At 63.0% G+C, this 15,899-nt stretch carries 17 protein-coding genes and 1 pseudogene; 8 read left to right on the top strand and 10 right to left on the bottom strand.

Features of this window, described 5'->3' with window-relative positions; translation table 11 throughout:
* Nucleotides 1–86 precede the first annotated feature (86 nt).
* Genes ACVJGD_RS10055 through tsaA form a run of 3 tightly spaced genes read left to right on the top strand, consistent with a single transcriptional unit; the run spans nucleotide 87 to nucleotide 1,723 of the window.
* Nucleotides 87–830, top strand: a complete 744-nt coding sequence (locus ACVJGD_RS10055; RefSeq protein ID WP_456640220.1) for an AzlC family ABC transporter permease — start codon at nucleotides 87–89, stop codon at nucleotides 828–830.
* Nucleotides 827–1,171 (top strand): AzlD domain-containing protein, encoded by a 345-nt coding sequence (locus ACVJGD_RS10050; RefSeq protein ID WP_456634203.1) that lies wholly within the window; start codon nucleotides 827–829, stop codon nucleotides 1,169–1,171. Before ACVJGD_RS10055 ends, ACVJGD_RS10050 begins: the two co-directional genes overlap by 4 nt.
* 60 nt (nucleotides 1,172–1,231) lie before the next feature.
* Nucleotides 1,232–1,723 (top strand): tRNA (N6-threonylcarbamoyladenosine(37)-N6)-methyltransferase TrmO, encoded by a 492-nt coding sequence (tsaA, locus tag ACVJGD_RS10045; RefSeq protein ID WP_456634202.1) that lies wholly within the window; start codon nucleotides 1,232–1,234, stop codon nucleotides 1,721–1,723.
* Nucleotides 1,724–1,864: 141 nt separating this feature from the next.
* Here the strand turns inward: tsaA and ACVJGD_RS10040 are convergent, their stop codons facing one another.
* From ACVJGD_RS10040 to ACVJGD_RS10025, 4 genes are all read right to left on the bottom strand, one after another.
* A complete protein-coding gene (locus ACVJGD_RS10040; RefSeq protein WP_456634201.1) occupies nucleotides 1,865–2,287 on the bottom strand; it encodes an HIT domain-containing protein in 423 nt (140 codons plus the stop codon).
* Nucleotides 2,288–2,334: 47 nt separating this feature from the next.
* A complete protein-coding gene (locus tag ACVJGD_RS10035; RefSeq protein ID WP_456634200.1) occupies nucleotides 2,335–3,582 on the bottom strand; it encodes a GNAT family N-acetyltransferase in 1,248 nt (415 codons plus the stop codon).
* Between the two features lie 106 nt (nucleotides 3,583–3,688).
* Nucleotides 3,689–4,441: a glycerophosphodiester phosphodiesterase gene (locus tag ACVJGD_RS10030; protein ID WP_456634199.1), complete on the bottom strand. Its 753-nt coding sequence runs from the start codon at nucleotides 4,439–4,441 to the stop codon at nucleotides 3,689–3,691.
* A gap of 3 nt (nucleotides 4,442–4,444) precedes the next feature.
* On the bottom strand, nucleotides 4,445–4,912 hold the full coding sequence (locus tag ACVJGD_RS10025) for a RidA family protein (protein WP_456634198.1): 468 nt from the start codon (nucleotides 4,910–4,912) through the stop codon (nucleotides 4,445–4,447).
* A 238-nt stretch (nucleotides 4,913–5,150) separates the two neighbouring features.
* On the opposite strand from ACVJGD_RS10025, the gene ACVJGD_RS10020 reads away from it, so the two are divergent.
* On the top strand, nucleotides 5,151–6,014 hold the full coding sequence (locus ACVJGD_RS10020) for a cell envelope integrity EipB family protein (RefSeq protein WP_456634197.1): 864 nt from the start codon (nucleotides 5,151–5,153) through the stop codon (nucleotides 6,012–6,014).
* 135 nt (nucleotides 6,015–6,149) lie between these two features.
* Here ACVJGD_RS10020 and ACVJGD_RS10015 read toward each other — a convergent pair whose 3' ends face one another.
* A complete protein-coding gene (locus ACVJGD_RS10015; RefSeq protein ID WP_456634196.1) occupies nucleotides 6,150–7,460 on the bottom strand; it encodes a DNA polymerase IV in 1,311 nt (436 codons plus the stop codon).
* Entirely contained in the window at nucleotides 7,439–7,738 is a 300-nt protein-coding gene (locus tag ACVJGD_RS10010) for a DUF3572 domain-containing protein (RefSeq protein WP_027581228.1), read from the bottom strand. The genes ACVJGD_RS10015 and ACVJGD_RS10010 overlap by 22 nt, the downstream gene beginning before the upstream one ends.
* A gap of 226 nt (nucleotides 7,739–7,964) precedes the next feature.
* Here ACVJGD_RS10010 and ACVJGD_RS10005 point away from each other — a divergent pair, with 226 nt between their 5' ends.
* Both ACVJGD_RS10005 and ACVJGD_RS10000 read left to right on the top strand, forming a co-directional pair.
* Nucleotides 7,965–8,330 (top strand): response regulator, encoded by a 366-nt coding sequence (locus ACVJGD_RS10005; protein ID WP_456634195.1) that lies wholly within the window; start codon nucleotides 7,965–7,967, stop codon nucleotides 8,328–8,330.
* A gap of 15 nt (nucleotides 8,331–8,345) precedes the next feature.
* The gene (locus ACVJGD_RS10000; RefSeq protein WP_456634194.1) at nucleotides 8,346–9,719 is read left to right on the top strand and encodes a PleD family two-component system response regulator; all 1,374 of its coding nucleotides are present in this window, start codon (nucleotides 8,346–8,348) and stop codon (nucleotides 9,717–9,719) included.
* Between the two features lie 17 nt (nucleotides 9,720–9,736).
* Here ACVJGD_RS10000 and ACVJGD_RS09995 read toward each other — a convergent pair whose 3' ends face one another.
* Nucleotides 9,737–10,321, bottom strand: a complete 585-nt coding sequence (locus ACVJGD_RS09995; protein ID WP_456634193.1) for a TetR/AcrR family transcriptional regulator — start codon at nucleotides 10,319–10,321, stop codon at nucleotides 9,737–9,739.
* A gap of 134 nt (nucleotides 10,322–10,455) precedes the next feature.
* On the opposite strand from ACVJGD_RS09995, the gene ACVJGD_RS09990 reads away from it, so the two are divergent.
* Entirely contained in the window at nucleotides 10,456–11,691 is a 1,236-nt protein-coding gene (locus ACVJGD_RS09990; protein ID WP_456634192.1) for an MFS transporter, read from the top strand.
* A 551-nt stretch (nucleotides 11,692–12,242) separates the two neighbouring features.
* Nucleotides 12,243–13,631, top strand: coding sequence for an ammonium transporter (locus ACVJGD_RS09985; protein ID WP_456634191.1), 1,389 nt, complete (start codon nucleotides 12,243–12,245; stop codon nucleotides 13,629–13,631).
* On the opposite strand, the gene ACVJGD_RS09980 is transcribed toward ACVJGD_RS09985, so the two are convergent.
* From ACVJGD_RS09980 to ACVJGD_RS09970, 3 genes and pseudogenes are all read right to left on the bottom strand, one after another.
* Nucleotides 13,628–14,158: a hypothetical protein gene (locus tag ACVJGD_RS09980; protein ID WP_456634190.1), complete on the bottom strand. Its 531-nt coding sequence runs from the start codon at nucleotides 14,156–14,158 to the stop codon at nucleotides 13,628–13,630. The two genes, ACVJGD_RS09985 and ACVJGD_RS09980, sit on opposite strands and share 4 nt — an antisense overlap.
* Before the next feature lie 91 nt (nucleotides 14,159–14,249).
* Nucleotides 14,250–14,417 (bottom strand): 50S ribosomal protein L33, encoded by a 168-nt coding sequence (gene rpmG / locus ACVJGD_RS09975; protein WP_027581235.1) that lies wholly within the window; start codon nucleotides 14,415–14,417, stop codon nucleotides 14,250–14,252.
* Between the two features lie 126 nt (nucleotides 14,418–14,543).
* Nucleotides 14,544–15,870 (bottom strand): annotated as a pseudogene (locus ACVJGD_RS09970) (LLM class flavin-dependent oxidoreductase).
* Between the last annotated feature and the right edge of the window lie 29 nt (nucleotides 15,871–15,899).

Genomic DNA, 15,899 nt, shown 5'->3' with positions numbered 1-15,899 from the left:
GCATGACAGCTCTGAAGCCGGTTTGCTTGACGCGGCACGGCTTCATCCGCCCTATGCCGCTCAATTCAACCTTTCTTCGGTCCTCCGTGGCGCTTCCTCCGCTCGATTCTCCGCAATGGCACAGCTCGTTCCGCGCCTTCTTTTGGGGCGTGCGGTCGGTCGGCTCGACCATCCTGGCGCTGGTGCTGTTCGCGACCTACCTCGGCATCGGCGCGCTGGCGCATGACACGGGATTCTCGCTGGCCTGGACCTTGGCGAGCACGGTGTTCGTCTGGGCGGGACCGGCGCAGATCATCCTGGTGTCGACGCTCGGCTCGGGCGCGACCATCCTGCAATCGGCGATCGCGGTGACCGTCAGCGCCATCCGCCTGTTTCCGATGGTGGTGTCGGTCCTGCCAATGATGCGGACGCCAAAGACAAAACGGCGGCACCTGATCCTGGTGGCGCATCTCACCGCTGTAACGCTGTGGGTCGAATGCCATCGCTTTCTGCCGCAGGTGCCGCGGGAGCGACGCATCGCCTTCATCCAAGGGCTCGGTTGCGGGTTGGTGTTTCTCTCTGTAGTGGCCAACACGATCGGCTATCTGCTGGCCGCCAATCTCTCGCAGCTCTTCGCCGCGGCGATCCTGATGCTGACGCCGCTCGCATTCCTGTTCTCGACCGCACGCAATTGCCGGGAGCTTGCCGACGGTATCGCGCTCGCGCTTGGGCTGGCGTTCTATCCGCTGGCGACGCTGCTCGACAGCGGCCTCGACATCCTGGTCAGCGGCGTTGCCGCCGGCACCATCGCCTACGGCGTGCACCGGCTACGGGCAAGGGCGATCGTATGAGCATCTTCATCGGCGACTGGCATGCGCTCGTGGTCCTCTTCGTGGCCGGCGTCATCCCGAACCAGATCTGGCGTATGCTCGGCCTATGGTTCGGCGGCGGGCTCGACGAGGGCTCGGAGCTTCTGGTGTGGGTGAGGGCAGTCGCGACCGCGATTTTGGCCGGCGTCATCGCGCAGATCGTGGTGCAGCCGCCAGGCGCGCTCGCAAGCGTCCCAGCGCTGTTGCGCTATGGGGCCGTGGCCGCGGGCTTTGCCGCGTTCATGCTGTCGCGGAAATCGATCTTCGCCGGCGTAGCCATCGGCGAAGTGATCCTGGTCGGCGGTCAATGGTGGCTCGGCTGATTGCAGCCGCCGCGCAATGCGCTACTGTTGCGTTGAGCAAAGCTATCCCTGGATTGAGACATGGTTCGAGAAGGTGAAATACGACCGGGCGAAGTCGCCGTCGAGATGCCCACTGCGCGCGATGCCGGCCTCATCTTCATCGGCCGCATCCGCACGCCCTGGACGTCGCGGCTGATGACGCCGCGGCAGGGACGCCATGACGGCCCTGTCTGTCGTCTGGAGATTTTCGAGCCATGGGTGCCCGCCATCAAGGGCGTCGATTTCTACGAGAATCTCGAGGTGCTCTACTGGCTGCACCATTCGCGCCGCGATCTCGTGCTGCAGAGCCCGAAGAGCAACGGAAAAACCCGCGGCGCCTTCTCGCTGCGCTCCCCGGTGCGGCCGAACCCGATCGCGACCTCGATCGTGAAACTGGTCGGCATCGAGGGTAATGTCATCCTGGTGCGCGGACTGGATTGCCTCGATGAGACGCCGCTGCTCGACGTCAAGCCCGACCGCTGCGAATTCACGCCGCTGGCGCCGCCGCAGCCCGGCGATTTCGAGATGGAGTGATTTCTCTTCCTCGTCATTCCGGGGCGCGCGCAGCGCGAGCCCGGAATCCATTTCGCCGCTGCGCATGCGGCCTAATGGATTCCGGGCCTGCGCCTGACGGCGCATCCCGGAATGACGAGGGGAAAGAGTCCCGCGCCGCCGCTACCCCAGCGCCGCGATCAGCTTGGTCGCATGGTCCTCCAGCACCTTCACATCCTCCTTGCGACTCGCGGGCGGCAACAGCGCGACGCCGTCATGGCGCGGCATCACGTGCATGTGGAGGTGGAAGACAACCTGACCGCCGGCCGGCTCGTTGAACTGCTGCACGGTGATGCCGTCGGCCTGAAAGGCCTTCATCGCCGCGGCGGCGATCTTGTGCGCGGCGCGCGCGACATGGGCGTAATCGTCGGGCGAGACGTCGAGGATGTTGCGGGCCGGGGCTTTCGGGATCACCAGCGTATGGCCAGGCGAACGCGGCATGATGTCGAGGAAGGCCAGCACGTGCTCATTTTCGTAGACCTTGTAGCAGGGGAATTCGCCGCGCAGGATCTTTGCGAAGGGGTTTTGGGGGTCATAGGCGGGCATGGCGGTTCCTCACATCAGTCTGAAGTTCGGGGGTCGTAGCAGAAAGCTCAGGCTTCGTCGCCGCCCTTGCGGAACGGGCCGGCCTCGCTGAGCTCGCGGCCGACCTCGGCGACATAGGCGCGCTCGCGCTTGAGGTAATCGGCAATCGCCCGGCGCAGACCCGGGTCGGCGATGTAATGGGCGGAATAGGTCGTCTGCGGCAGATATCCGCGCGCGAGCTTGTGCTCTCCTTGCGCGCCTGCCTCGACCACCTTCAATCCGTTCTGGATGGCGAAATCGATCGCCTGATAATAGCAGACCTCGAAATGCAGGAAGGGATGGTGCTCGATCGCGCCCCAGTTGCGGCCGAACAGCGTGTCCGAACCGATGAAGTTGATGGCGCCCGCGATCCAGCGTCCATTACGCTTGGCCATCACGAGCAGCACGTCCTTGGCCATGCTCTCGCCGATCAGCGAGAAGAATTTCCGGTTCAGATACGGCCGGCCCCATTTGCGCGAGCCGGTTTCCATGTAGAAGCCGAAGAACGCGTCCCACGCATCCTCGGTGATCTCGTCGCCCGTCAGCCAGTGGATCGTGACACCGGCCGCAAGCGCCTCGCGCCGCTCGCGCTTGATCGCCTTGCGGTGGCGCGAATTCAGCGTGGCGAGGAAATCGTCGAAGGTCTTGAAGCCGGCATTGTGCCAGTGGAACTGCTGGTCGGTCCGCTGCAGGAAGCCGTGTCCGCCCAGGAACTTCGCTTCGGCCTCGCTTGCAAAGGTCACATGCACCGAAGAGGCCTCGGTCGCATCGCACAGCGCCATCAGGCCATGGGCAAGTGCCGACCTGATCTGCTCACGATGGACGCCATTGCGGAGCAGGAGCCGCGGCCCGGTGGCGGGCGTGAAGGGCACCGACACCTGCAGTTTCGGATAGTACCGGCCGCCGGCGCGCTCATAGGCGTCCGCCCAGCCGCGATCGAAGACGTATTCGCCCTGCGAGTGGGACTTGAGATAGCAGGGGACGATTCCGACGATTTTGTCGTTGAGCTTGGCTACCAGATGTCGCGGGCCCCAGCCGGTGCGCGGCACGGCCGAGCCGGAAGCCTCCAGGGCCGCAAAAAAGGCATGTGAAACGAAGGGGTTATGGGAAGGTCTTGTGTGGATACACGCAAGGCCTTCAGGACTGGATGAAGCCAGCGTGTCGAGGGCGTCGAGCGAGTCGGGATCGGGCTTCGGATTGGCGCAAGCGTCCCAATCCACAGCTTTGATATCGCTGACGGACGGAACGGATTCGAGGGTGATTTCAGATGAGGCCATCGAGAGCTTGAACCGGTCCCCTGTGCGAGCGGCCATCGCCCATGGTGACCTGCGCCCTGCAAAGATCGTGCATCGCAATGCTGACTTCAAGGCCGCCAGCCACATGTCAGGTTCCCGGTATGAAACCTTCGAAGATCATCTGGTCGGCATAGCGCTCCGCTTTCGCGCGCTGCTCCGGCGTGCGCACAGTCCACGCCAGAAGCGGGCAGCCGAACAGGTTGCGGGCGATCCAGGGCGCCGGCGCCGGGAGCTGGTTGACCCAATAGGCGACGAAATGCGGTTCGGTGCGAAAGCCGTGGCGCAGGTACAGCATGCCGTCGCGCTGTGCCGGCGTGAGCTTGGCCCAATATTCGTCGTCATAGGTGCGCTGGGCGGTGATGCCGCGGTGAAGCCTTGGCATGATCTCGCGCAGCGCCAGCACCTGGTCCGGATCAAACGACATGCCGACGACGGGCCCGGAATAGTTGCTCAGCACCTCGGCCATCCGCTTCACCAGTTTGCGGTCGCCGTCAAAATGGCTCTTCACCTCGACCATCAGCGGCACGCGGCCGGCAACCAGCGCGCAGAGGTCGCCAAGCGACATCATGCGTTCGTCGGTGTCCTTGAACCTGACGGCCTTCAATTCGGCCGCCGTCTTGGCGAGCAGGAGGCCCGAACCCTCGGTGAGCCGGCCGAGCGCATCGTCGTGATGCACCATGGCCTCGCCGTCGGCGGTGAGCTGGATATCGCACTCGATGGTGAAATTGCCGGCGATGGCCGCCTCCGCGGCGGCCGGCATGTTCTCGATGATGCCGCGCGCGGCATCATGCAGGCCGCGATGGGCGACCGGCCGCGCCGTCAGCCAGTCGGGTGCCCGCATTGCTCAGGTGACCTCGAACAATCCCTCGACTTCCACGGCGGCGTCCGCGGGTAGCGAAGCGACGCCAACGGTGGTGCGGGCGTGCCGGCCCTTGTCGCCGAAGGCCAGCACCATCAAATCCGAGGCGCCGTTCAGCACCTTCGGCGCGTCCAGGAAGTCGGGCGTCGAATTGATGAAGCCGCCGAGCCGCACCACACGCGCGACCTTGTCGAGGTCGCCAAGCGCGGCCTTGATCTGGGCGAACAGGTTGATCGCGCAGCCGCGGGCGGCGGCGCTGCCTTGCTCGAGCGTGACGCCTGCACCCAGCTTGCCCTTGGCGATCAGCTTGCCCTGGGCATCGAAGCAAAGCTGGCCGGAGACGAACAAGAGATTGCCGGTGCGAACGAAGCCGACATAGTTCGCCACGGGAGCGGCGGGCTCGGGCAGGGTGATGCCCTGTGCCGCCAGTTTCTGTTCGACCGTACCTGCCATGTTTTCCGTCCCCGTTTCAGTGACCAATCAGGCCGCACTGTTTCGCGCATCGCGCTGCTGCTTTCAAGTCAGCCACAGATCAATCAAAAATGGCGCTTTGCTGCGTAAGCCTCGGAGAAACATGCTGAAAAACGCGTCGCCACGTGTTCGACGTTACCTTTTTGTGAGCTTGCCCCAGTTGCGGCGCAATAGAGCCGTCACTATTGTGACGAATCGCCCGTTTCCTAAAGGGATATACATGGCCCGCCTGTTCCGGATTCCGCCTCGCGTTTTGGCGATGACCATTGCCGTAGCCGCGGGATCGGGATTCACCAACGGGGCGGCTACGGCCGGAACGGTGCCGTTTCTGTCACATCAGGCGCTCTACGAGCTCAATCTCGTCAAGTCGCGCGGGTCCAACGCGATCAGCGGCGCGCGTGGGCGCATCCTCTACAATTTCTCCGGCAATACCTGTGAGGGCTACACATCTGAATTCCGCCAGGTATCGGAGCTCGACAGCGGCGAGGGCAAGGTGACGCTCTCCGACCTGCGCTCTTCGTCGTGGGAGGACGCTGCCGGCAAGAGCTATCGCTTCAAGATCGATACGCGGATGAACGACAGCGAATCCGCGCCAGTGGATGGCGTGGCGGAGCGGGTGGGCGACCACATCACGGTCAAGTTGAAGCAGCCGGTGGCGAAGACCTTCCAACTCGATGGCAAGGTCGTATTCCCGACCGAGCAGATCCAGCACATCATCGCCGCCGCGCGCGAGGGCAAGAGCGTGCTCGAGCTCACCGTCTATGACGGCTCCGACAATGGCGAAAAGGTTTACAACACGCTTTCGGTGATTGGTCAGCCGATCCCCGGTGACCGCGCGCCGGCATCACCTGATGCTTCGAGCGCGAACGATGCGATGAGGTCGATGACCCGCTGGCCGGTGACGGTGAGCTATTACGACCGCGATGCCAAGAACAACGACGGCGAGCAGACGCCGGTCTACGCGATGTCCTTCGAGCTCTACGAGAACGGCGTCTCCCGCGCGCTGGTGCTGGATTACAACGACTTCGTGATATCAGGCGCGATGGGCAAGTTCGACGTCAAGGACACGAAGCCGTGTAAGTGACGAGGGCGCGAGTGTAAGGTCTCGCCGTCATCGTCCGCGAAGGCGGACGATCCAGTAACCACCGGCTTCTCTATTCTTACCTGGCTCTCGCATACTGGATGCCCCGCCTTCGCGCGGCATGACGGACGGGGGACGCTATTCCTCCGCCTTCGCCGGCCCCCTGTAAGAAATTCCCCTGATCACCGCGGCGTTTCCGAACTTCTTCCGCAGGTCATCCATCGCGCGTTCGGCGTGGGCGGAGCGTCGGTCGAGCATGTCGGTGTCATCGGCCACAGACCCCGGCCGCAGCGCGCTGACGCCGACGCCCATCAGGCGGAAGGCGGTGCCGTCGATCTCCTTCGTCAGCATCTCGCGCGACACCGCAAAGATCTTTCCGGCAAGCTGCGTCGGTGCTGCGATCGATTGCGAGCGGGTGCGCGGGCGGAAATCGGCGGTCTTCAGCTTCAACGTGATGGTGGAGCCGGCAAGCTCGCCGTTCTTCAGCCGCGCCGAGACCTTCTCGGACAATCTCCACAACAGCTTTTCCAGGGTGACGAAATCGCGGATGTCGTTCTCGAACGTGGTCTCGCTCGAGATCGTCTTGGCGCCGCGATCCGCCACCACGCGACGGTCGTCGATGCCGCGCGCAAGCCGCCAAAGCCTTCGGCCTTCGCTTGCGAACTGCTTCATCAGTTCGTTCTCGTCGGCGCGCTGCAGGTCGGCGATGGTGCGAAAGCCGCGCTGGATCAGCCTTTCCTGGGTTGCGGGGCCGACGCCGAAGATGAATCCGACAGGCTTGTCCGCGAGCATTTCGCGCGCTTCGTCCTGGTCGAGCGTGGCGAAGCCGCGCGGCTTGTCGAGGTCGGACGCGATCTTGGCCAGGAACTTGTTGCAGGACAGCCCGACCGACACCGTAATTCCGATATTGCACTCGACGTCGCGGGCAAAGCCCGCCAGCACCTTTGCCGGGATCATGCCGTGGACGCGCTCGGTGCCGGAAAGATCGAGGAAGGCCTCGTCGATCGACAATGGCTCGACCAGGGGGGTCAGCGCCTGCATGGCGTGGCGCACCTCGCGGCCGACGCGGACATATTTCGCCATATCCGGCGGGATCACGGTCGCGGACGGGCAAAGCGCGAGCGCCTTGAACATTGGCATCGCCGAACGCACGCCAAACGTCCGCGCGACATAACAGGCGGCAGAAACCACGCCGCGCTTGCCGCCGCCGATGATGACGGGCTTGTCGGCGAGGTCGGGATTGTCGCGTTTCTCGACCGTAGCGTAGAAGGCATCGCAATCGATATGTGCGAGCGTAAGCCGGGGCAGGGCGTGATGGCGGACCAGGCGCGGTGAGCCGCAATGGCTGCAGCGTCTTGCCTTGAAGTCGAGATCGCCGAGACAATCCCGGCAGAAGCAGCGGGGGCCGTTGCTCGTGAGCGCCGCGCTCACGGCACGTCGCGTTCCCATTTGGGATCACTCAGGATCTGGTGGGCGGCGGCAATGTTGGTCGGGTGCAGCTCAGAAGCCTTCGCAAACGCCTGCACAGTTGCATCGTCCCGCATCACGAAATCGAGCACCGAGCCAAGGAACTTTGGGTCGGAAGCGGCCGAGCGGAGCGTCTCCGGTCCGATTCCTGTCTCGGCCAGGAACAGGCCCAGCCTTTCGGGGTCGCCGGCAATGAAACCCAGCGCCTGAACCGCAACGATTTCAGCTACTTCGCGGGGGTTTTGAACAGGCTTTTTCAACGGCCGATTTGCCTTTCCGTTAACTTATGTTCTCTAATGAAACGCATCATGCCCGAGTCTTTCGGACCTGTTCAAGCAAGTGGAAACCACGCCACACAAGATAGCGGTCGAGCTTAACGGGTTTGAGCGAATCTGGCGCTAGTTTGAATTCACATTTCGACGCGCCCGACCGCGGTACCGGATGTACCGTATCAGGGACTGTTTCCTACGGCTTTGGAGGGACGGGATGGCCAAGACCGTCCTGATCGTGGAGGACAACGAGCTCAATATGAAGCTCTTTCGCGACCTGCTGGAGGCGCACGGTTATCAGACCTCCGGTACGAGCAATGGCTTCGAAGCGCTCGATCTCGTCCGCAAGCTGCATCCCGACCTGATCCTGATGGACATCCAGCTTCCGCAGGTCTCCGGGCTCGAAGTCACGCGCTGGATCAAGGATGATCCCGATCTGCGCGGGATCCCGGTGGTCGCGGTCACCGCGTTCGCGATGAAGGGCGATGAGGAACGCATCCGCGAAGGCGGATGCGAGGCCTATTTGTCCAAGCCAATTTCGGTCGGCAAATTCATTGAGACCGTCCGACGCTTTATCGGGTAGGGGAGTGGAGTTTCGATGTCTGCGCGTATCCTCGTGGTCGATGACGTCCCCGCGAACGTCAAGTTGTTGGAAGCACGACTGTCGGCCGAATATTTCGACGTGCTGACCGCTTCCAACGGCGCCGAGGCCCTGCAGATCTGCGCGCGCGCCGAATGCGACATCATCCTGCTCGACGTCATGATGCCCGATATGGACGGCTTCGAAGTATGCCGTCGCCTCAAGTCCAACCCAGCCACGCACTTCATTCCGGTCGTCATCGTCACCGCGCTCGACAGCCCGGCAGACCGCGTGCGCGGGCTGGAAGCCGGCGCCGACGACTTCCTGACCAAACCCGTGTCCGACGTCGTGCTGATCGCACGCGTGCGCTCGCTGACGCGGCTGAAGATGATGACCGATGAATTGCGCATGCGCGCGATCACCTCGCTCGAGATCGGCATGCAGGCGCCCGAACGCAGTGCGATTGCCGACAAGGGGCTTGGCGGCCGCATTCTTCTGGTCGACGATCGGCCGTCGTCCTACGAACGGCTGGCGCCGATGCTTTCCGCCGAGCATACGGTCGACGTCGAGACCAACCCGGCGGAAGCGCTGTTCAATGCCGCCGAGGGCAATTATGACCTGCTGATCGTCTCGCTCAGCCTCGACAACTACGACGGCCTGCGGCTCTGCAGCCAGGCGCGTTCGCTGGAGCGCACGCGCCAATTGCCGATCCTCGCCATCTCGGATGCCGACAACAATGCGCGGCTGTTGCGCGGGCTCGAGATCGGCGTCAACGATTACCTGTTGCGGCCGATCGACAAGAACGAACTCTTGGCGCGCGCCCGCACGCAAATCCGTCGCCGGCGCTATACCGATCATCTGCGCGACAATGTGCAGAACTCGATCGAGATGGCGATCACGGACGCGCTGACAGGCCTGCATAACCGCCGCTACATGGAGAGCCATCTGGCGACGCTCGCCGAGCAGGCCTCCGCCCGCGGCAAGCCCTTGGCGCTGATGATCCTCGACATCGATTACTTCAAGGTGATCAACGACAGCTATGGGCATGATGCCGGCGACGACGTCCTGCGCGACTTTGCAACGCGGATACGCAAATCGATCCGCGGCATCGATCTCGCCTGCCGCTACGGCGGCGAAGAATTCGTGATCGTGATGCCGGAAACCGACCTTCACGTCGCCAGCATGGTCGCCGAACGCCTGCGCCGTTCGATCGCCGGCGAACCCTTCTCCATCAACAAGGGCGTCAACCGCATCGAGGTCACGATCTCGATCGGCCTCACCACGCTCGAACGCAAGGGCGAGTCGGTGACCGACGTGCTCAAGCGCGCCGACAACGCACTCTACCGCGCCAAGCATGATGGCCGGAACAGAGTGGTTTCAGCGGCGGCATAGCCGCTACGTAGCCTGTATTACGCTTTCGCGCCATCCGGGCTACTTATCCTCACCCCGGCATTCTCCAACAGCACCCGCGCGGCTTCTTTCGCCGCGCGCGCCATCGCGGGGTCGTCGCGGACGAGATCCTGTGCGATCGAACCATCGACCAGCAATTGCAACTGCGTCGCAAGTCCCTCCGGATCGGCAACGCCTAGTTCGACCAATCGATCGCGAAACCACAGCCGCCGGCTTTCCTTGAAGGCGATGGCGATTTTCTTGACGGACTTGTCTTCGCCGCCGAGTTCGGCGACCGCGTTGACGAAGGGGCAGCCGCGAAAATCTTTGGCGCCAAAACGACGCTCCAGCGAATCGAAGGTGCCGAGGATCTGCTCGACCGGCGACTTGTCCGACGGCTTCGGCTGCACAAAGCGATGCTCGAGATAGGCCGCGATCAACGCGTCCTTGGACGGAAAGTGGTTGTAGAGCGTGCGTTTGCTGATGCCGATTTCAGCGGAGATCGTGTCGACGCCGATGGCGCGAATGCCCTTCAGGTAGAATAGCCGGTCGGCGGTCCGAAGGATGCGGTCCTTCATCGTCTGTTTCTGGTGCGGAGAAGCCATGCGTTGGCTCCGTATCTCACTCGCTTGACAGCACCACGCTCTTATAGCCAATGTAAACAGGTCTGTGTAACTAAAAATCGCGTGAATCGCAGGTGGACTTTGCTGTGCCGCCATCGATAGGGAGAACAAAAACAATGCCCTTGCTGCAGGTCCTGCGTCCCACGCTTCCGATCCTGATCGGTGCCTCTGTCATGCTTACCCTGAGCATGGGGCTGCGCCAGAGCCTCGGCATCTTCATGCAGCCGCTGACGCACGACATCAGGATTTCGGTGTCCGACTTCACGCTCGCACTTGCGGTGCAGAACCTCGCCTGGGGATTTCTCCAGCCGCTCGCCGGCGCCATGACGGTGCGCTACGGGTTTCGCCCGATCATGGTGGTTGGCTCGCTGCTCTATATCGCCGGCCTTGCGTTGATGGCGGGCGCGCACGGCGTCATCAGCATCATGATCGGCGGTGGCGTCCTGATCGGTACCTCGCTTGCGTGCACGGCAGCCGCGATCGCGATGTCGGTCGCAGCCCGCGCGGTGCCCGAGACGGTGCGTTCGACCGTGCTTGGTATTGTCTCGGGTGCCGGGTCGCTCGGGGCGCTGCTGTCGGCCCCGATCGGACAACTGCTCAATGAAGGTTTCGGTTGGCGCATCGGTTTGCTCGGCTTCGTGGTGCTGGCGCTCCTGATGATCCCCGCGGCTTGGTATGCGGGTCGTGTCGACCAGGTTCCGCTGCCCAAGCCGACGTCGTCCGAGGACATCGGCGAGGCCACCGCTGCCGCTGCCACGCGGGCGGCGTTCGGCAACGCCTCGTTCGTGGTGATGACCTGCGCCTATCTCGTCTGCGGCATGCAACTCGTCTTCCTCACCACGCATCTGCCGTCCTATCTCGCGATCTGCGGCCTCGACCCGATGCTGAGTGCGCAGACGCTCGGCATGATCGGTGGCTTCAATGTGCTCGGCTCTCTCTTCTTCGGTTGGGCCGGCCAGCGCTGGAACAAGCTTGCGCTGCTGGGCGCGATCTACATCCTGCGCTCGCTGGCGCTTGCCTGGTATTTCATGCTGCCAGCGACGCCTGCCTCCACGCTGCTGTTCGGCGCCATCATGGGCTTCCTGTGGATGGGCGTCGGTCCGCTGGTCGCGGGTGCGGTGGCGGAGATGTTCGGACTGCGCTGGCAGGCGATGATCCAGGGCCTTGCCTTCATGAGCCACCAGATCGGCAGCTTCCTCGGCGCTTATGGGGGAGGGCTGCTCTACGACGCGCTCGGCTCCTACACCATGGCCTGGCGCATCGGCGTCGCGCTGGGGCTCGCGGGCGGCATCATCCAGGTGGCATTCGCGTTAATGCGGCCCTCGCAGCCGCCCGTGTTGAAGGCGGCGTAAAGCCCGGCGGATAGGTGAATCCTCGCAAAGGATGCGCTGCCCCACACGGGGCAGTTAAGAAGATTGATTAAATAGTGGGCAGAAACGTGCCGAAAAACTCGGCAATAGGTAGATGGTTCACGCGTTGGTGAATTAGAGTCGCTGTAAATTCAATGGGTTATCCACGCATCGTGGATGGCACGAAACTTGATTAATTCTGATTAAGATTTGGAGTCGGAGACGAGCACGGACGTCTCCCGACTTTGGCGACCCGGAAAAGGCTGGGAGGCCATGAGGCTAGTCGCCGCCAATCTCCGGCCATTGAAACTCGACGACCTTGCCGCGGCGCCGAGTTCACGCAGCCTTGTGCCGAACGTCAGGGGATTACTGCCAGTTCGGGACAGGCACTGCGGGCCAATTGCGGCGCTCCAAGACACCACGAGAACCGGAGGGGCGGGCGGCGCCGGACATTTGGTGACGTCCGCCGAGGAGCAAGCCGCGCGCATTCGTGCTGCCGCGGCAAACCTCTCCTCAAGCCTTTCGCTGACTTCTCTTGCGATGGGAGGAAGATAATGCACTCAAGAACCTATGCGAGCGAAAAGCTCGTGAAATTCGCGGCTGCTTTTCTGGGAATTGCGCTCCTCAGTCTGGCGTTAGGCGACATTGCGATTGCCCAGGATGCTCCGCCGGCCTGCGGCAGCAAGGTTCTCGAAAACTGCACACCGAACTCCGGCGACACGGCGTGGATGCTCACATCCGTCGCGCTCGTCTTGATGATGACAATTCCTGGCCTCGGCCTGTTCTACGGCGGCATGGTGCGCAAGAAGAACGTTGGCGACACCGTCATGACCAGTTTTGCGGTCACCTGCCTCGTCACGATTCTATTCGCCATCCTGACTTACAGCATGGCATTTCGCGCTGGTACACCCTTCGTCGGCGGCCTCGATCGTATGTTTCTCAAGGACATCGTGAGCGATATCGGCAAGGGCGGAATCGGCAATCCCAATCCGCTTGCCGCAACGATCCCCGAAGCCGTGTACATCTGCTTTCAGATGACATTTGCGATCATTACGCCGGCGCTGATTGCCGGCGCATTTGCCGAGCGCATGAAATTCTCGGCCATGCTCTGGTTCATCGGCCTGTGGGCGATCCTGGTCTATGCGCCGATAGCGCACTGGGTCTGGGGACCCGACGGGATCTTCGCCGCCGTCAACGAGGCCGCATGGGTGAAGGTGCTCGATTTCGCCGGCGGTACCGTCGTGCATATCAATGCCGGCGTGGCAGGTCTGATGTGCGCCATCTTGCTCGGCAAGCGCAAAGACACTGGTCCCGCCCACAACATGGTGCTCACCTTCATCGGCGCCTCTCTGCTCTGGGTTGGCTGGTTCGGCTTCAATGCCGGCTCCGCCGTCACCGCAGGGATGCAGGCCGGCATGGCCATGCTGGTGACCCAGATCGCCACGGCCGTTGCCGCTTTCACCTGGATGCTGGTGGAATGGTCGCTCAAGGGTAAGCCGACCGTCGTCGGCATCTGCTCGGGTGCGGTCGCCGGCCTCGTCGCCATCACGCCGGCTTCCGGTTTCGTGGGACCGATCGGCGCCTTTGCGATCGGAATTGGCGCCGGCGTCTTCTGCTACTGGGGATGCACCGGCCTGAAGCGCACGTTCAACTATGACGACGCGCTGGATTGCTTCGGCGTGCACGCGATTGGCGGCATCGTCGGGGCACTGCTCACCGGCGTGTTCGCGGTCGAGCAATATGGGGGGACGCCGGGCGTTTTGGAGGGAAACGTTGGACAGTTCTTCAACCAGTGCGTCGGGGTCGCCACCGTGATCGTTTACGATGCCGTCGTAAGCCTGATCATCCTCGCAGCCGTCAACGTGTTCGTCGGCCTTCGCGTGCACGAGGACGCAGAGCGCGACGGCCTCGACCTCGCGCTGCATGGTGAGGTGGTGCACTAACTTCGATAGTAGCGCCACATCCTGAGGAACGTCTGATGGATCTCGTCGGGCGTCCGGTCGAATGGCTCCAGGTTGACGCGCAGCACACCGCGGTGGTCCATGCGCCACGGCAGCCGCATCAGGAGACGATAGGCCGGCTGCTTGCGCCAGTCGGCAACGAGAGCGCCGCTCAAGGGCATGCTAAGCGCGATCTGCAACTCATGAACAGACATCGCGCGCTCGGCGATCTGGACGAGGTCGATGCGTTCGATGGCGCGCCACCGGATCAGGCCGAAGGCCTGGATGAAGATGCCATATTGATTGGCGCCGATGGTCGGGCGGCCGGTCTCCAGCAGCGGGATGTTGTAGTAGGTAAAGCCCGCCGCCGCTGCCGCGAGCGCCAGCCAGTAGAGTGCGCCGGTGATCCAGGTGGCGGTGAGGAAGATCGCGGCGAGGGCGGCAGTGATGTAGACGGGAAAGTAGATGTCCTCGCGGCCGTATGCGACCGAATAGCCGCCAACGCTTCCTTCGTCCAAGGTTGCGATCATCGGAGCCTTATGCCCGGGCCTGGCTGGGGAGCATAAGAAAAATGAAAACGGGGCCACAAGGGCCCCGTGAAGTGGGTAGTGTCCCGCGATCTTACTTGATCTTGGCTTCGCGGAATTCGACGTGCTTGCGCGCGACCGGGTCGTACTTCTTCTTGACCAGCTTGTCGGTCATGGTGCGCGAATTCTTCTTGGCGACGTAGTAGTAGCCGGTGTCGGCGGACGACACGAGCTTGACCTTGATGGTGACCGCCTTGGCCATGTCTAAACCTCAGGAAATGATGGGGTATCAGGAGCCGGCCAATCGGCCCGCGTTTGGCCGGCAAACTAGTCACAATCGGCCCAAAGTCAAGGTTTTCCGGACCCAAACCGGCCCAATTCAGGCGGATCAGCGCTCGAAAAACCGGTTTTTCGGCCGCGGCAGCCCGAGATTCTCCCGCAGCGTCTTGCCTTCGTACTCCTTGCGGAAGATCCCGCGCTTCTGCAGTTCCGGGACGACCTTGTCGACGAAATCGTAGAGCCCGCCCGGCAGATACGGGAACATGATGTTGAAGCCGTCGGAAGCATAACTGGTCAGCCATTCCTCCATCTGGTCGGCGATCAGTTTCGGCGTACCGACGAAGGCCAGCCCGCCATAGCCGCCGACGCGCTGCGCGAGCTGGCGCACCGTGAGCTTGTCGCGCGCGGCGACGTCGACCAGGCGCTGGCGTCCGCTCTTGCTGGCATTGGTTTCCGGGATCGGCGGCAGCGGTCCGTCCGGATCGAAGCCGGAGGCATCGGTGCCGAGGATCACCGAGAGCGAGGCGATCGCGCTGTCGTAATGCACCCTGCTGTCGAGCAGAGCGCGCTTCTCCTTGGCCTCCTCGACGCTGTCGCCGACCACAACGAAGGCGCCAGGCAGGATCTTCAAATGCTCGCGGTCGCGGCCGAGCTTGTCCATGCGGCCCTTGATGTCGGCGTAGAGCTTCTGCCCGTCGCTGATGCTGCCGCCGCCGGTGAACACAGCTTCCGCAGTCTCCGCCGCGAGCTGCTTGCCGTCCTCCGACGCGCCGGCCTGCACGATCACCGGCCAGCCCTGCACCGGGCGGGCGATGTTCAGGGGACCGCGAACGCTGAGATATTTTCCCTTGTGATCGAGCACGTGCATCTTCGAAGGATCGACGAAGAGCCCGGACTCGACGTCGCGCACGAAGGCATCATCGGCAAAGGAATCCCAGAGCCCGGTGACGACGTCGTAGAACTCCCGCGCGCGGCGATAGCGTTCGGCGTGCTCCATGTGGTCGTCGAGCCCGAAATTCAGCGCCGCATCCGGATTCGAGGTGGTGACGATATTCCAGCCCGCGCGGCCGCCGCTGATATGGTCGAGCGACGCAAAGCGGCGGGCGACGTGGTAGGGCTCGTCGAAGGTGGTCGAGCCGGTCGCGACCAGGCCGATATTCTCCGTCACCGTCGCGAGCGCCGACAGCAGCGTGAACGGCTCGAACGAGGTCACGGTGTGGCTGCGCTTGAGCGCATTGATCGGCATGTTCAGCACGGCCAGATGGTCCGCCATGAAGAAGGCGTCGAACTTGCCGGCCTCCAGCTTCTGGGTGAGCTGCTTTATATGGGAAAAGTTGAAATTGGCGTCCGGCCAGGCGCCGGGATAGCGCCATGCACCGGTGTGAATGCTGATCGGCCGGCATGAACGCGCCGAGCTTGAGTTGACGCTGTGCCATCTGCCCCGTTTCCGTGTGGGTCGTTCAGC

The sequence above is a fragment of the Bradyrhizobium sp. USDA 10063 genome (genome assembly GCF_054063735.1).
Note: the sequence above shows the minus strand (reverse complement) of the source record. Positions and strands in the feature narration are given on the sequence as shown.

Excerpts from the sequence above, each read along its gene's own strand:
- ACVJGD_RS10050 (WP_456634203.1), top strand. The coding sequence starts at position 827 with ATGAGCATCTTCATCGGCGACTGGCATGCGCTCGTGGTCCTCTTCGTG.
- tsaA (WP_456634202.1), top strand. The coding sequence starts at position 1,232 with ATGGTTCGAGAAGGTGAAATACGACCGGGCGAAGTCGCCGTCGAGATG.
- ACVJGD_RS10040 (WP_456634201.1), bottom strand. The coding sequence starts at position 2,287 with ATGCCCGCCTATGACCCCCAAAACCCCTTCGCAAAGATCCTGCGCGGC.
- ACVJGD_RS10035 (WP_456634200.1), bottom strand. The coding sequence starts at position 3,582 with ATGGCCTCATCTGAAATCACCCTCGAATCCGTTCCGTCCGTCAGCGAT.
- ACVJGD_RS10030 (WP_456634199.1), bottom strand. The coding sequence starts at position 4,441 with ATGCGGGCACCCGACTGGCTGACGGCGCGGCCGGTCGCCCATCGCGGC.
- ACVJGD_RS10025 (WP_456634198.1), bottom strand. The coding sequence starts at position 4,912 with ATGGCAGGTACGGTCGAACAGAAACTGGCGGCACAGGGCATCACCCTG.
- ACVJGD_RS10020 (WP_456634197.1), top strand. The coding sequence starts at position 5,151 with ATGGCCCGCCTGTTCCGGATTCCGCCTCGCGTTTTGGCGATGACCATT.
- ACVJGD_RS10015 (WP_456634196.1), bottom strand. The coding sequence starts at position 7,460 with ATGGGAACGCGACGTGCCGTGAGCGCGGCGCTCACGAGCAACGGCCCC.
- ACVJGD_RS10005 (WP_456634195.1), top strand. The coding sequence starts at position 7,965 with ATGGCCAAGACCGTCCTGATCGTGGAGGACAACGAGCTCAATATGAAG.
- ACVJGD_RS10000 (WP_456634194.1), top strand. The coding sequence starts at position 8,346 with ATGTCTGCGCGTATCCTCGTGGTCGATGACGTCCCCGCGAACGTCAAG.
- ACVJGD_RS09995 (WP_456634193.1), bottom strand. The coding sequence starts at position 10,321 with ATGGCTTCTCCGCACCAGAAACAGACGATGAAGGACCGCATCCTTCGG.
- ACVJGD_RS09990 (WP_456634192.1), top strand. The coding sequence starts at position 10,456 with ATGCCCTTGCTGCAGGTCCTGCGTCCCACGCTTCCGATCCTGATCGGT.
- ACVJGD_RS09985 (WP_456634191.1), top strand. The coding sequence starts at position 12,243 with ATGCACTCAAGAACCTATGCGAGCGAAAAGCTCGTGAAATTCGCGGCT.
- ACVJGD_RS09980 (WP_456634190.1), bottom strand. The coding sequence starts at position 14,158 with ATGATCGCAACCTTGGACGAAGGAAGCGTTGGCGGCTATTCGGTCGCA.
- rpmG (WP_027581235.1), bottom strand. The coding sequence starts at position 14,417 with ATGGCCAAGGCGGTCACCATCAAGGTCAAGCTCGTGTCGTCCGCCGAC.